We start from the raw sequence: 13,375 nt of genomic DNA, 5'->3' as shown, positions 1-13,375 counted from the left end.
CCATGGGGTGCGGGACGAGCGAGGGACGAGAGAACACTTGCTCTGCGGTTGCCGCTCCCCGTCGGTCGACGGGCGCCGGGACCCTGCTTAGGAAAAGAACCAGTCTTGGATCAGGGCGGGGGTTACCGACTGAAGGCTGGATAGCGTCCGATCCGCTTTCTGCAATGCATCGGCAGGATTGGTCGTCGTAACAGCGATCACCCGCATGCCCGCCCGTTTGCCCGCTTCCACTCCGGCGGGCGCGTCCTCGAAAACGATGCACTCTTCGGGCGCAAACCCAACCTCTTTGGCGGCAAGACAGAAGACCTCGGGGTCCGGCTTGCCGCGGCTCACATCTTCGGCCGCCACCAGGGCTTGAAAAAGCCCACGCATGTTCCATTGATCGAGGATGAGTTCGATATTGGCCCGCGCCGTGGAGGAGGCGATCGCCGCGGGAATCGATGCCTTCGCAAGGGATTGGCAGAGGGCGAGCGCCCCGGGATAGAGATCGATTCCTTGCTCCGCGACGATCGCCCGAAAGAGTTCTTCCTTCCTCTCGCGGAGTCGAACAATCTCTTGGGGATCCTCCGTCCAGTGGAGCAGATGAGGGATGACCCAATCATTTTTTCTTCCGAAGGAAGGGAGAAAAAAGCCAGGGGGGAGCGTTCGTCCTTCCTCCCGAGCGAGTCGATGCCAACTCTCCTCGTGGGGGCCGGCGGAATTGGCAATGACCCCATCCCAATCAAAGATGGCTGCCCATCGAGCCTTGCCGCGCGAAGCGTGCGAGATACCCGCCGTTGCTGTCCCGGATGCGCTCCCTTGGTGGCCTCCCTCTATCGAAGCTTCTATGCGATTCTCTTCGGTCATAGCGATCCTCCTTCCCGGTCAATTCGGATTTTCAAACCAAACGGCTCCTCCCAGGATCTGGTAGTTTATCTCTCCCGTTTTCTCCTACACTGGTGAATGTGTGCGACTCACCCTTTAGGTGCCGGGGAAGTCATGGTCGCTTCGCGAATGCTCGGCATCTCGAGGGCTTTTTCCCCGAGCGCCGGCCGTGTGGATCCGCTTTGCTGGAACTTAAGATGCCATTAAGAGCGCGGACAAGTCAATCGCCGCCTCTCTTGTTCCCTTTTTGCATCCGAACCGAATCGAGGAGACGGGAGGATCCGGTTCCAGGCCGAAAACCCCTTGTCCACTTTTGCGGAATGGTCCGAGAGTCGAATCCGGGAAACAGTGGAGCACGTTTTTGCTGTGCATCCCTTGGAATCTCCCGCCCAAGAGAATCGTCGGAGCCGCAAAACCTTCTGGACGGGAAGGGGTCGGTCTGAGGAAAGTTTGGAGATGGCGGGTTCAGACCCATTTTTGGAAGCGGCGATCGCGGAAGCGCGGGCGGGACTCGCAGAAGGCGGAATCCCCATTGGCGCACTGATCGTCCAGGGGGACCGGATCCTGGCACGGGGCCGGAACCGCAGGATTCAGTGGGGTAGCGTCATTCGCCATGGCGAGATGGACGCGTTGGAAAGCCTCGGTCGGCAACCCGCTTCCCTCTACCGGTCCTGCACCCTCTATACCACTCTGTCGCCCTGCCCGATGTGCACGGGAGCGATCCTCCTCTACCGCATCCCGCGGATCGTCATCGGAGAGAATCGGACCTTCCTGGGCTCGGAAGAGCTTTTGCGTAGCCAGGGAGTCTTGGTCGAGGTGAGAGACGACGCGGAGTGCCGGGAGCTTCTTGCCTCTTTTATTCGCCGCTCTCCCGCTTCCTGGGATGAGGATATCGGACTTCGAGAGGGAGAACGAGCGCAAGGGGAGAGCGCGGGCTCGTGAGGGAAGGGGGAGAGTCGCAAAGCATGGGGGATCCGCCGCCAGAGGCTGTATTCTCTCCCGGCGCTCTCCTGGCCGAGGTCGAAAGGGAGGTGGTCGCCTGCGGCCGTTGTCCGCGCCTGGTCGCTTGGCGTGAGGAAGCCGCCATGCATCCTCCGAAGCGTTATGCGGGCTGCCGTTATTGGGCCAAACCGGTTCCGGGATTCGGTGATCCGCAAGCCCGTCTTGTCCTCGTGGGACTCGCACCCGCCGCTCATGGAGGAAACCGGACCGGAAGAATGTTTACGGGGGACCGGAGCGGGGATTGGCTCTTCCGGGCACTCCATCGGATCGGCTTTGCCAGCCAACCGTTTTCCCGCAACCGAGAGGACGGTCTGCAGCTCTCCGACTGTTTTGTGACTGCCGCCGTGCGCTGTTGTCCGCCGGAAAACCGGCCACTCCCTTCGGAGAGGAAAAACTGCTATCCCTTCCTCGTCCGGGAACTGGAGACGCTCGCCAATCTTCGGGTTCTGATCGCCCTCGGGGGCATGGCCTTTGAGACCCTGCTTCGTTGGGTCAAGGAGCGCTGGCCGGAAGAAGCCCGGCTGCTGCTTCGGAAGCGACCCTCCTTCTCCCATGGGGCGGAGATGCCGCTTCCGAAGGGTCGGACCCTGTTCATGTCCTACCACCCCAGCCAACAGAACACCTTCACCGGCCGACTGACCGAAGAGATGTTCGACGCGGTTTTTTCCCGCGCGCGTGCCGCACTGGAGGACGTCCCGGAGCAGAAACCGCCCCGGGAGGAGGAGCAAAGGACAGGCTAGAAATTGATCCGTACGGGAATTTCGCCGTGATGCTCTCCCGAGCATCCCTGGTCGGTCGGGGTCTCGACCGGGCGGTCATTCGCTTGGACCAGGGCCTTGGCGATCAGCCATTGTTCCAGTTCCTGCCCGCTGACGTCGGCGAGCAATTCGCCGTTGACTTCGACGCAGGGAGAAAAGGGCTGGCCACTCTTCTGGATCATCTCTTCCCGGTATTCAAGGACGTTGACGATGTCGCGGTCTTCGTAGGGAAGCTGATATTTCCGGAGGATCGCCCGCACCCCTTGGCTCCACCCGCAGGTGGGCTTGAGATAGGCGATAATCTTGGGTTGACTCATATTATACCCTATAGGTCCGGCAAGCGGCGAACGCTAGTGCTTTTTTCTAATTTTCGAACCTTTTCCGGGCTTCCTTCGGTGAGCGACGAATGGCTCGGGGAGAGGAAGGGCAGGATCGCACGGAGGTTGCGGCAGTCGGCTTCCATCCCGCCCTCTTTTGGCGTTTCCAGGACCATCGGGAGCTTGGACCAGCGTGGGTCCTGGAGAATCTGCTGAAAGGCGGCGAGGCCCAGCGTGCCCCGACCCAGATGCTCGTGACGGTCCCGCCTCGACCCGAAAGGGGCGGCCGAATCGTTGAGATGGAAGGCCCATATCCGGTCCGCCAGGCCCAGCCTTTCTAGTTCTTCGGTGAAATGCCGGTAGCCAGCCCGGGTAGCAATCGGGTAGCCAGCGGCCCAAAGGTGGGCCGTATCGAGGCAGAGGCCGAAACGGCGGGGGTCGGCCAGATTCTCGAGAACCCAGGCCAGCTGCTCCAGCTGCCCCCCGAGCTGGTTTCCTTGTCCCGCCATCGTCTCTAGGGCGATGCGGACGGTCGGCTCCGAGGAGTCTGCCGGAAAGAGAAGGCGGAGTCGGTGCGCGAGCCGAAAGAGGGCTGTCTTGGGTTCTTCGCCGTGCAGACCCGTGCCGGGGTGCAGGACGAGAAAGGGAAGGCCGAGAAGCTCGGCGCGCGTGATCTCGTCCCGGAGCGATTCCAAAGATTGCGTGGCGAGAGGCTCCGAGGGGGAGGCGAGGTTGATTAGATAGCCGGCATGGCCGAAGAAGAAGATTCCGGAAGAGGAAGCCGCTCTTCGAAAGGCCGAGGCTTCCTGTGCGCGCATCGCGGGGGCCTTCCACTGCCGGCAGTTCTTCAGGAAGAGCTGCGCGGCGGAAAAGCCGCACTGGATGGCGCGTTCCACCGCCCGTTCGAATCCCCCGGCGACCGAGACATGCGCACCGAAGAGCCGCCCGGAGAGTTCCGAGGGAGCAAGCGGATGGGCCGGAGGCGGCTCGGCCTTCGGGTGGGAAGCCCTCCTCCGCGTTCCTTCCCCTTTTTGGTCTCCTCGCATTCTCCTGCTCCGGCGCCCGGGAAAAACGATTGTCTTTCTCACGAGCTGAGGCAAGATGACAGCCCGCAACGCCTATGGCAACGTGCACTCTCTGGCAGGAAATTCCGGAAGAACTGGTTCACGAAGTGCTCTTGGCCGTTCGTGAATCCGACAAGCGCCTCTACCGCGTCGTCGTCGAACTGACGAGCCGCCGCCTGGGGATCCGGCAGGCGAAGCTCCTGGAAATGCCCAAGTTGGAGCGGCATCAGCTCTCGCGCCGTGTCCTTTCCCTACCGGAAAGCGAGACGCTCTCCTCGCACCTCTTCTCTCACTGGCTGGTACACCAGCGCGCCCCGATGCTTTGTGCCTGGCTCGATGCGCTCGGGATCTCCCATGATGCAGATGGGGTGGTCGAGGAGTTTCCGCAGGAGCCGCCTGCGGAGAAGCTGCGAGATGCGCTGGAAGGGCTGCTTGCTCGATTTCCGAGTTTGGATGTGGCAATTTATCTTCGTCTTTTTAACGAGATCGAGGATGTGGGATGGAAGGGTCTGGAGGAGATCCTCTCCGCGGACGAGCGGCTGCAGTTCGGAAGGCAGGCAACCTCGGGGGCTCGGGGATAGGGCGGCTTGGCATGGGGAAAACCGAAACGGCAAAGGGGCCTACGTTCGAGGAGGCCTTTCGGAAGCTGCAGGAAATCGTGGCAAGGATGGAGAGCGGCGATCTGGCCCTCGAGGAACTGCTGGAGCGCTATGAAGAGGGGATGCGGCTCGTGAAGATTTGTAGTGACAAACTATCCCTGGCGGAACAAAAGATCAGCGTTTTGGCACAAGGGGCCGAAGGGGGAGAATCGACGGCCAGCGAACTTCGGGCAGCAGAGCAAGACTCGACTCGCCCAGGAGAATAGGCAAAAAAGGAGGAGGGCCTTGGCGCGATTGCTCGATCAGATCAATTCTCCGGCGGACCTGAAGCAGATTCCCGTCGCAGAGCTGCCTCAGCTCGCGGAGGAAATCCGCCAGGAGATGATCACCATCCTGGCGAAAAACGGAGGCCATCTCGGCCCGAACCTCGGAGTGGTCGAGCTGACGATTGCTCTCCATTACGTTTTCCAGACTCCCGAGGATCGGTTTCTTTTCGACGTAAGCCACCAGGGATACGTCCACAAGCTGCTGACGGGGCGGCGCGACCGCTTTCCCCTGATTCGGCAACCCGGCGGTCTCTCCGGATTCCTCAATCGAGAGGAGAGCGCGCACGACTGCTACGGAGCGGGCCATGCCGGAACCGCTCTCTCTGCCGCCCTGGGAATGGCCGTCGGCCGTGACCTCCGAGGAGGAAAGGAGAACGTAGTTGCGGTCTGCGGAGATGCCGCGTTCACCTGTGGCATCACCTACGAGGCGCTCAACAATGTCTGCGATCAGACGAAGCGTCTGATCGTGATCCTGAACGACAACGAATGGTCGATCGATAAGAACGTCGGCGCGATCGCCAGCTATTTCAGCCGTATCGTCAGTCATCCGGCCTATTCTTGGCTCCGGGATCGGGCGGAGGAATTCCTGAAGAAGATTCCCAATCGCGGGGTCCTTCGCGCGGCGCGGAAGGCGGAAGAGGCGGTCAAAAGCCTGCTCCTACCGAGCGTGATCTTTGAGGAGCTCGGCTTGACCTATTACGGTCCGGTCGACGGCCACGACGTGGCGATGCTGATCTCGATGTTCGAGTTTCTGAAGCAGCAGGAGCATCCGGTCCTCTTCCACGTGCTGACCCAAAAGGGGAAGGGCTTTGCCCCGGCCATGGAAAAGCAGAAGAAGTTCCACGGGCTGGGCCCATACCACCCTGTGACCGGGGAGACTCCTGCGAGTTCGGCCTTGACCTGTTCCCAGGTATTCGCCGATACCCTGGTCAAGCTTGCCGACCAAAACCGCAACGTGGTGGCGATCACGGCGGCGATGCCCAACGGAACCGCGCTCGACCGGTTTCAGCCAAAGTTCCCCGACCGGTATTTCGATACGGGGATCGCCGAAGAACATGCCGTTCTCTTTGCCGCCGGACTGGCGACCAAGGGGTTCAAGCCTTATTGCGCCATCTATTCTACCTTTCTGCAGCGCGCCTATGACCAGATCGTTCATGACGTCTGCCTGCAAAACCTGCCCGTCGTCTTCTGCATGGACCGGGGCGGCCTGTCGGGAGACGATGGGCCCACGCATCACGGCCTCTTCGACATCTCCTTCCTGCGGTGTGTTCCGAACATCACCTTGCTCCATCCCAAGGACGAGGACGAGCTGGCTGACATGCTCTTCACGGCCATGCACCATCCCGGCCCCGTCGCGATCCGATATCCGCGGGGAGTCGGCTCGGGGGTTGCCGTAAAGCCGTTCCCCGAGATGATCCCGATCGGCAGGGCCGAAGTCCTCCAGCATGGACGGGATGTCGCGATCTTCGGCCTGGGTATGATGGTTCCGATGGCCTGCGAGCTTGCTGCGGCTCTCGGTGCCGAGGGCATCTCCGCGGCCGTGATCAATCCACGAACGGTAAAGCCGCTCGATCGAGGGACCCTCGAGTTCTTCGGCCGAAGCGTCGATGCAATCGTGACCATCGAGGATCACGTCCTGGCCGGCGGGTTCGGATCCCTCGTGCTCGAGGCACTTTCCGAGATGGGGATTGCGGTCCCGGTCGTACGCGTCGGCTGGCCGGACCAGTACATCGAACACGGGAAGGTGGAACAGCTAAGGAAGAAATACGGTGTGACCGCGGAGGCGGCGTTGGAAAAGCTCCGCCCGATCTTCAAGGGAAGACTTCGCTCGGCGGACGAGATCGCCTAGGCTGCGCAAACTCTTTGGTTGGGAACTCGCCCGGCCGCTCGAGAAGCTTTTATGAAAATCGTCTTGGCCTATTCGGGAGGGCTCGACACCTCCGTGATTCTCAAATGGCTCACGGAGAAGTACAAGGCTGATGTCATCGCCTATTGTGCGGATGTCGGACAGGCGGAGGAGTTGACCGGACTCGAAGAGAAGGCCCGCCAAACAGGGGCATCCCGGTGCCTGGTCTCCGACCTGCGGGAGGAGTTTGTCCGGGATTATGTCTTCCCCATGATTCGGGCGGGAGCGCTGTACGAGGATCAGTACCTGCTGGGAACCTCGATCGCGCGTCCCTTGATCGCGAAAAGGCAGGTCGAGATCGCCCGTGAGGTCGGAGCCGATGCCGTTGCGCACGGGGCGACGGGCAAGGGGAACGATCAAGTCCGCTTCGAGCTGGCTTTTGCTGCCTTGGCTCCGGATCTGCGCGTGATTGCTCCCTGGCGGGAGTGGGATCTTGCGGGGAGAGCCGATCTCATCCGCTATGCGGAAGAGCACGGGATCCCGGTCCCGGTCACGACGGCCAAGCCCTACTCGATGGACCGCAACCTCTTTCACATCAGCTACGAGAGCGGGGTTCTGGAAGACCCGTGGCAGCCTCCGCCCCCCGATCTTTTCCGGCTGACGCGCAATCCGGAGGATGCACCGGACGAGCCGGAAACCTTGGAGCTCTCCTTCGAGTCCGGGAACTGCGTCGCCGTCAACGGCAAGAGCTTCTCGCCTGCGGCGCTCTTGAGCCTGCTCAACGAAATCGGCGGCAGGCACGGAATCGGCCGAGTCGATCTCGTCGAAAACCGCTTCGTCGGCATGAAATCGCGCGGGGTCTACGAGTGTCCCGGAGGGACGATCCTTCGTTTTGCCCACCGCCAGATCGAAACCTTGACGCTCGATCGGGAGGTCATGCATCTGCGGGACTCTCTCCTTCCGCGCTATGCCGAACTGGTCTACTACGGGTTCTGGTTTTCTCCGGAGCGGGAGTTCCTCCAAGCGGCCATCGAGCAGAGCCAGCAAGTCGTAACCGGCACGGTCCGACTTCGGCTCTTTAAGGGGGCTCTGCAAACGATGGGACGAAAAAGCCCGCAATCACTCTACGATTTGCATCTGGCGACGATGGAGGCCGATCAGGGAGCCTACGATCCCCGGGATGCGACAGGCTTTATCCATCTCAACGCTCTTCGGCTTCGGACGGCAGCGCGACGACAGCAGCAGCAAGCTTAGCCTCTGCCCATCATTCCCCGTCTTCCGGGCCCTCGAACCAGCTCTTTCCATCGCGGGCGATCAGGACTTGGGCTGCTTCCGGTCCCCAGCTTCCGGCCGAATAGTTAGGGAAGTCGGTCGGTGGATTGGATTCCCAGACTTGGAGGATCGGATCGACCAGGGACCAGGCTGCCTCGACCTGGTCGGCCCGCATGAAGAGGGTGCCGTCCCCGAGGATGACATCCCGCAGCAGGGTTTCGTAGGCTTCCGGTGATTCGGTCTTGAAGGCGTCGGGGTAGGAGAAGTGGAGGTCGACCGGAGTGAGCCGGATCGTCGGCCCGGGCCGTTTCGCCTGGAAGTTGAGCAGGATGCTCTCCTTGGGTTGGATGTGCAGGATCATCCGGTTGGGATGCCACTGGTCGACCGCGATCTCAGGGAAGGCTTGGTGGGGGACAGGTCGAAGGTTGATCACGATTTGGGAGACGCGTTGAGCCATCCGCTTGCCCGTCCGCAAGTAGAACGGGACGTCCTGCCACCGCCAATTGTCGACGAAGACCTTCAGGGCAACAAAGGATTCCATCTTGGAGTCCGGGGAGACGTCAGGCTCGCTCCGGTAGGCAGGCACATGCTGGCCGTGCACCCAACCAGCGCCATATTGGCCGCGCACAGCAAGCCGGTGGACGGCTTCGGTGGGAAAGGGGCGGATGGCATGGAGCACATCGGTCTTCTTGTTGCGGACCTCTTCCGCCTCGAAGGAGACCGGCGGCTCCATCGCAACGATGCACAGGAGTTGGAATAGGTGGTTCTGAACCATGTCGCGCAGGGCGCCTGCATGCTCGTAATATCCTCCTCGCTGCTCGACCCCGATCGTTTCAGCTACCGTGATCTGGACGGAGTCGATGTAGCGGCGATCCCAGATGGGCTCAAACCAGGCATTTCCGAAGCGGAGCGCCAAGATGTTCTGCACGGTCTCCTTGCCGAGATAGTGGTCGATGCGGAAGATCTGCTTCTCGGCAAAGACTTCGGCCAAGGAGCGATTGAGTGCCTGGGCCGAGGCCAGGTCCCGTCCGAAGGGCTTTTCGACCACGATTCGGCTCCCGGGAATGTTCCTTCCGAGGCCTGCCTTGCCCAATCCCGTGGCAATGGCCTCAATGAGCGTGGGAGAGGTAGCGAGGTAAAAGACGGGATTGGCGGCCCCGCCCCACTGCTGGCGGAAATCGCCGATCGCCTTGGCCAGGACCTCGAAGGTGTCGGGATGGGTGAGGTCTCCGGAATGGTACTGGGAGAGCGAGGCGGCGAACGTAGACCAGGAAGCTTCGTCGAGCTTCCGGCGGCAGAAGGATTCGACGCCGGAACGAAGGTGGCCGATAAATTCTTCCTTGGTCATTTCCTTCCGGTCGACGCCGATGATGGCGAACTTCTCGGGAAGCCATCCTTCCGCCGAAAGGGAGTAGAGGGCGGGCGCAATCTTGCGCCAGGCGAGGTCGCCCGCGGCACCAAAGATGACAAGGACGGTGGGGGAGAGAGAGGAGCGGTTCATGGCTGAAGGCTTTTATTCCGTGGGTTATCTGGGCGATCTGCCCATTCTGCGGCTGATCCCGACCGCGGGCCGATTCCGCAGGGCTGCCTGAAACATTACGGGAAGGCTTTGCCGGAGCGCAAGCCTCGTCGATTCCCGGGAAGGGCGTTGCGGTGGGCAGAGCAGAGAGCTAACTTCTAAAGGCTGCTTCGGGTTCGCTCTCCATGAAAAATAAGGAAAGAAGGAAGGAGGAGGTCGAAGTCAGGATCGAGGAGATCCTGCTATCGGGGACGCTGAACGTGCCGTCCGATGCGGGAGGCATCGTTCTCTTTGCGCATGGCAGTGGTTCGAGCCGCTTGAGCCCCCGGAACCAGTTCGTTGCCCAGGTTTTGCAGAGAAACGGCTCGGGGACCCTTCTCTTCGACTTGTTGACGCCCGAAGAGGAAGAGGAAGACGAGAGGACCGCAGCACTCCGCTTCGATATCGAATTTCTGGCCCAGAGGCTCTGCAGCGCCACCCGCTGGCTCCAAGACTATCTCGGCGAGCACAGGCCGGCGCTCGGCTACTTTGGCTCGAGCACGGGCGGAGGGGCCGCGCTTGTCGCCGCAGCTCGGGAAGGATCGGAGATCGCCGCCGTCGTTTCCCGGGGAGGCCGGCCCGACTTGGCTGGCGCCGCCCTGGCGCGGGTGCGGAGCCCTACCCTGCTGATTGTGGGAGGGGCAGACCACTTTGTGCTCCGCCTCAATCGAGAGGCCCTGCACGAGCTTCGCTGCGAAAAGGAGCTCGCCGTGGTACCCGGCGCAACCCATCTCTTCGAGGAGCCGGGCACCCTGGAGGAAGTCGCCCGTTTGGCTGCCGACTGGTTCCGTCGGCACTGGTCCCAAAACCATCCTAGCCTTTCCCAGTCGTAATTCCGAGATGGGATCGACCTCGGGAACGGGCTGCTCGTCCGTCGCCGGGTTCTTGAGGGCAGAACATTGGAAATGGGATCCCCGGATGTTGCGATAAGAACGGCGGAGGGAAGGAGCCTCGGATGGAGCACGGCAAACCAACGGAAGCGACCGAAGAATTGCGCAAGCTCCTCCCGTTTTGTGTTCAGGCCTGCCGGGAGATCTACGGGGAGGGGCTCCTCGCCTTGTTGCTCTTCGGATCGGTGGCGCGCGGCAATGCGCGGTTCGATTCGGACATCGATCTCCTCCTGATCGCCGACCGGTTGCCTCCGGGGCGCCGGGATAGGTTCGATGCTTTCTCCGGACGTGCGGTAGCGCCGCTCGAGCGGGGGCGATTCGCCTCGGACTTTCTCCGCAGAATCCGGCGGACGCGCGAGCGGGAAGGGGCGCGAAGGATCACTCTCGCGGGGGAGGAATGCTGGGATTTTCGGGGACCCGGAGGAAAGGGGGGCTTCGCTTCCTTCGCTCTCGATGACCCCTACCTGGATTGCCCCGGTGAGGCGGCAAAAGCAGACTCCCGCTCAGGAAACGAAGCGGAAGATGAGGGGGTACCGGTAGGAAACGCCCTTGGAGACCGCGATTGCCGCTGAAATCATCGTCCAGAGCACGAAGATTCCGAGACCGAGAAGGAGAGGGAATCCGATCAAGACGAAGCAGAGGAGGCCTGCCGCAAGAAAATAGATCGTGAAGGTGATCTGCGCGTTGAGCGCTTCCCGGGCCTGCTTTTTGGCAAAGGTCTCCTTGGCCAGCAGGTAGATCAAAAGGGGGATGAGAATCTGGCCGATCGTGATCAAGTAGCCGAAAATGGGCGCTAGATGGGCGAGCAGGGCGAGGTTCCTTCCTTCCGAGTTGTCCGTTTCCATGTTGTTCCTTCGGGGATCGGGCGCTCTCCCTCTTACGTTCTTTCTTCGCTTTTGGCAAACGAGCATGGGTGGGAGAGTCCGGTCGGTCCATTCCCCAGGGTACCGGAATCCGGCCTTGTCTTGAGAATGGGGATTGCGCCCGCGGGAGGACGCGGCACCCAGGGCGGCGGCACGGGGCTGCCTTGCCATTGCCCATCAACGGGGTAGAATGCGGTCGTCGGAAGGAGGAAAGGGGCGAGACATGGTGAAGAAAAAGGAGCATCGGAAAGATGATTCGGCTAGGGAGAAGACGCTGGTTCTCGACGTCGGAGGGCATCACGTCAAGGTTTACGCTTCGGATCATCCGGAACCACGGGAGATTGCGACCGGTCCCAAGTTCACCCCGCAAATGCTGGTCCGCGAGGTGGGCCGGCTCGTCCCGGATTGGGCCTATTCCCGCGTGGCGATCGGCTACCCGGGTCCCGTCCGCAAGGGGCGGCCTGCCGAGGAGCCGCTACACCTGGGGCCGGGATGGACCTCCTATGATTTCGAGAAAGGATTCGAATTGCCCGTTCGGATCGTCAACGATGCGGCCATGCAGGCGCTGGGAAGCTACCGGGGCGGGGATATGCTGTTCCTGGGCCTAGGCACGGGCTTGGGATCGGCACTGATCGTCGAAGGAGTTCTCCAGCCGCTTCAACTCGAAGCAGTTCCTTATCGGAAGGGAAAGACGGTCGAAGCCTACGTCGGAGAGGCCGGCTTGCAAAGCCTCGGCCACAAGAAGTGGCGGAGCCATGTCCGCCGCGTGGTGGCCTTGCTCCGCTATATCGTGCAGGCCGATTATGTGATCCTGGGGGGAGGGAACGTCCGGCTGCTCAAGAAGCTTCCTCCGGACTGCTTCCCGGGAGAAAATGCGCTTGCCTTCCCTGGCGGTCTTCGCCTCTGGGAGGGGCTCCCCGCGGAACTACGCGGGACGAAGGTCTATCGATGAAAAGGGGAGGACCGATCCCGGGCCGCGGCACCCTGATGGCGTGGCGATGACGGAGGAAGATCGAAGACTGCGGGAGGCGGCCGACGGCGTCGCTCCCTGGCGACTGTGGGGCCCCTACCTGAGCGATCGCCAGTGGGGCACGGTGCGGGAGGACTATAGCCCGGATGGAGATGCCTGGTCCTTCTTTCCCCACGATCATGCCCGCTCCCGCGCCTACCGGTGGGGAGAGGATGGTCTAGGCGGCATTTGCGATGAGGGTTGCCGGCTCTGCTTTGCTCTCGCTCTCTGGAACGGGGTCGATCCGATCCTCAAGGAACGCCTCTTCGGCCTAAGCAACACCGAGGGGAATCATGGGGAGGATGTGAAGGAGTACTACTTCCCGCTGGAGAGCACGCCGACCCACAGTTACCTCAAATTCCTCTACAAGTACCCGCAGACTGCCTTCCCCTATGACGATCTTCTTGCGGAAAATCGGCTCCGCAAAGCCGATCTCCACCTCCCGGAATACGAGTTGGCGGATACCGGCGTGTTTGAAAACGGAGCCTACTTTGACCTGCTGCTCGAATACGCGAAGGAGGGGCCGACCGACATCGTCATCCGAATTCGGGTGACCAACCGGGCCGCCGCCTCGGCAGTTCTCCACGTTCTTCCCACGCTCTGGTTCCGCAACACCTGGTCCTGGAATCCGGGAACCCCGAAGCCGATCCTCCGCATGGCCGCCGGTTCGGAATCGTCCTTCTCCTGGATCGAGGCGGAGCATTCCGAACTCGGCACCATGCGGCTCTACCACTCTCCCGGGCGGGAAGTTCTCTTCGTCGAGAACGAGACCAATCGAAGCCGGTTCGGCTGGGGAGAGAACACGACCCCCTATCCGAAGGATGGAATCCACGATTACCTGATTCACGGAAGCCCGACGGTCAACCCTCTCGGGGTCGGAACCAAGGCGTCGGTCCACTACCCGTTGACCCTGGGGCCGGAGGAGAGTTGTACGATCGTGCTTCGCCTCTCGAACCGATCGTTTCGCACCGGAGAGTGGCAGCGGGATGCCGACGCGATCTTCGCTC

At 61.6% G+C, this 13,375-nt stretch carries 14 protein-coding genes and 1 pseudogene; 10 read left to right on the top strand and 5 right to left on the bottom strand.

The features are described from left to right. Window positions 1-87: 87 nt before the first annotated feature. Entirely contained in the window at window positions 88-846 is a 759-nt protein-coding gene (locus MAMT_RS06495; protein ID WP_142660177.1) for an HAD family hydrolase, read from the bottom strand. Window positions 847-1,320: 474 nt separating this feature from the next. On the opposite strand from MAMT_RS06495, the gene MAMT_RS06490 reads away from it, so the two are divergent. Continuing rightward, complete coding sequence (locus MAMT_RS06490; protein WP_178086973.1) at window positions 1,321-1,806, top strand: nucleoside deaminase; 486 nt, start codon at window positions 1,321-1,323, stop codon at window positions 1,804-1,806. Then, the gene (locus MAMT_RS06485) at window positions 1,803-2,606 is read left to right on the top strand and encodes a uracil-DNA glycosylase (protein ID WP_246186567.1); all 804 of its coding nucleotides are present in this window, start codon (window positions 1,803-1,805) and stop codon (window positions 2,604-2,606) included. Before MAMT_RS06490 ends, MAMT_RS06485 begins: the two co-directional genes overlap by 4 nt. On the opposite strand, the gene MAMT_RS06480 is transcribed toward MAMT_RS06485, so the two are convergent. Together MAMT_RS06480 and MAMT_RS06475 are read right to left on the bottom strand one after the other, a co-directional pair. Beyond that, the gene (locus tag MAMT_RS06480; protein ID WP_142660176.1) at window positions 2,603-2,941 is read right to left on the bottom strand and encodes a glutaredoxin family protein; all 339 of its coding nucleotides are present in this window, start codon (window positions 2,939-2,941) and stop codon (window positions 2,603-2,605) included. The genes MAMT_RS06485 and MAMT_RS06480 overlap by 4 nt on opposite strands. Before the next feature lie 8 nt (window positions 2,942-2,949). Further along, window positions 2,950-3,987 carry a deoxyribonuclease IV gene (locus tag MAMT_RS06475; protein WP_142660175.1) on the bottom strand — a complete coding sequence of 346 codons (1,038 nt, stop codon included), beginning with the start codon at window positions 3,985-3,987 and terminating at the stop codon, window positions 2,950-2,952. 74 nt (window positions 3,988-4,061) lie between these two features. Here MAMT_RS06475 and MAMT_RS06470 point away from each other — a divergent pair, with 74 nt between their 5' ends. Genes MAMT_RS06470 through MAMT_RS06455 form a run of 4 tightly spaced genes read left to right on the top strand, consistent with a single transcriptional unit; the run spans window position 4,062 to window position 8,030 of the window. Further along, window positions 4,062-4,586 (top strand): hypothetical protein, encoded by a 525-nt coding sequence (locus MAMT_RS06470; RefSeq protein WP_142660174.1) that lies wholly within the window; start codon window positions 4,062-4,064, stop codon window positions 4,584-4,586. Between the two features lie 11 nt (window positions 4,587-4,597). Continuing rightward, on the top strand, window positions 4,598-4,870 hold the full coding sequence (gene xseB / locus MAMT_RS06465) for an exodeoxyribonuclease VII small subunit (protein WP_142660173.1): 273 nt from the start codon (window positions 4,598-4,600) through the stop codon (window positions 4,868-4,870). Between the two features lie 19 nt (window positions 4,871-4,889). Beyond that, entirely contained in the window at window positions 4,890-6,779 is a 1,890-nt protein-coding gene (gene dxs / locus MAMT_RS06460) for a 1-deoxy-D-xylulose-5-phosphate synthase (RefSeq protein ID WP_142660172.1), read from the top strand. Between the two features lie 51 nt (window positions 6,780-6,830). Continuing rightward, window positions 6,831-8,030, top strand: a complete 1,200-nt coding sequence (locus MAMT_RS06455; RefSeq protein ID WP_142660171.1) for an argininosuccinate synthase — start codon at window positions 6,831-6,833, stop codon at window positions 8,028-8,030. A 10-nt stretch (window positions 8,031-8,040) separates the two neighbouring features. Here the strand turns inward: MAMT_RS06455 and zwf are convergent, their stop codons facing one another. Beyond that, window positions 8,041-9,549: a glucose-6-phosphate dehydrogenase gene (zwf, locus tag MAMT_RS06450; protein WP_142660170.1), complete on the bottom strand. Its 1,509-nt coding sequence runs from the start codon at window positions 9,547-9,549 to the stop codon at window positions 8,041-8,043. Window positions 9,550-9,752: 203 nt separating this feature from the next. On the opposite strand from zwf, the gene MAMT_RS06445 reads away from it, so the two are divergent. After that, on the top strand, window positions 9,753-10,439 hold the full coding sequence (locus MAMT_RS06445) for a dienelactone hydrolase family protein (protein WP_142660169.1): 687 nt from the start codon (window positions 9,753-9,755) through the stop codon (window positions 10,437-10,439). A gap of 122 nt (window positions 10,440-10,561) precedes the next feature. Further along, on the top strand, window positions 10,562-11,068 hold the full coding sequence (locus tag MAMT_RS06440) for a nucleotidyltransferase domain-containing protein (RefSeq protein WP_142660168.1): 507 nt from the start codon (window positions 10,562-10,564) through the stop codon (window positions 11,066-11,068). Here the strand turns inward: MAMT_RS06440 and MAMT_RS06435 are convergent. Beyond that, window positions 11,000-11,341 (bottom strand): DUF4870 domain-containing protein, encoded by a 342-nt coding sequence (locus tag MAMT_RS06435; protein ID WP_142660167.1) that lies wholly within the window; start codon window positions 11,339-11,341, stop codon window positions 11,000-11,002. The two genes, MAMT_RS06440 and MAMT_RS06435, sit on opposite strands and share 69 nt — an antisense overlap. Window positions 11,342-11,582: 241 nt before the next feature. Here MAMT_RS06435 and MAMT_RS06430 point away from each other — a divergent pair, with 241 nt between their 5' ends. Both MAMT_RS06430 and MAMT_RS06425 read left to right on the top strand, forming a co-directional pair. Next, on the top strand, window positions 11,583-12,311 hold the full coding sequence (locus MAMT_RS06430; protein WP_142660166.1) for an ROK family protein: 729 nt from the start codon (window positions 11,583-11,585) through the stop codon (window positions 12,309-12,311). 46 nt (window positions 12,312-12,357) lie between these two features. After that, a pseudogene (locus MAMT_RS06425) lies at window positions 12,358-13,375 on the top strand (MGH1-like glycoside hydrolase domain-containing protein); the annotation flags it as partial.

The organism is Methylacidimicrobium tartarophylax (genome assembly GCF_902143375.2).
GTDB classification, from domain to species: Bacteria; Verrucomicrobiota; Verrucomicrobiia; order Methylacidiphilales; family Methylacidiphilaceae; genus Methylacidimicrobium; species Methylacidimicrobium tartarophylax.
Note: the sequence above shows the minus strand (reverse complement) of the source record. Positions and strands in the feature narration are given on the sequence as shown.